The 285-nt window shown below is 34.0% G+C and carries 1 protein-coding gene; it reads right to left on the bottom strand.

The genetic code is table 11. The features are described 5' to 3' along the window. The coding region (locus tag LfDm3_RS05725) for a DDE-type integrase/transposase/recombinase (protein ID WP_263640271.1) at window positions 1–229 on the bottom strand (229 nt) is incomplete at its 3' end. Between the last annotated feature and the right edge of the window lie 56 nt (window positions 230–285).

The raw sequence follows: 285 nt of genomic DNA, 5'->3' as shown, positions 1-285 counted from the left end.
TCTTGATAACGTGGTTTTTCTTAACTAAACTAATAAATTTTCGATGCTGATAATGACAACCTTGATCAGTGTGAATAGTAGTTCGATAGTTTAATTTTGGTAATCTTTTAAAAGCCTGGTCAACTGGTGAAAGAACTGAATTAAGATCTGGATGTTCCGACAATTTATATGAAAGTACCTCACCCGAAAATAAATCTAAAACAGGATTCAAATAAAGACGTTCTGACATTGACTTCGATCCATAACGTAGTTCCGTGGTATCAGTTACCAGCTTTTGATATGGTC

The sequence above is a fragment of the Fructilactobacillus fructivorans genome (genome assembly GCF_000814735.1).
Taxonomy (GTDB): Bacteria; Bacillota; Bacilli; order Lactobacillales; family Lactobacillaceae; genus Fructilactobacillus; species Fructilactobacillus fructivorans.
The sequence above is the reverse complement of the archived record's forward strand: the minus strand, read 5'-3'. Positions and strand labels throughout refer to the sequence as shown.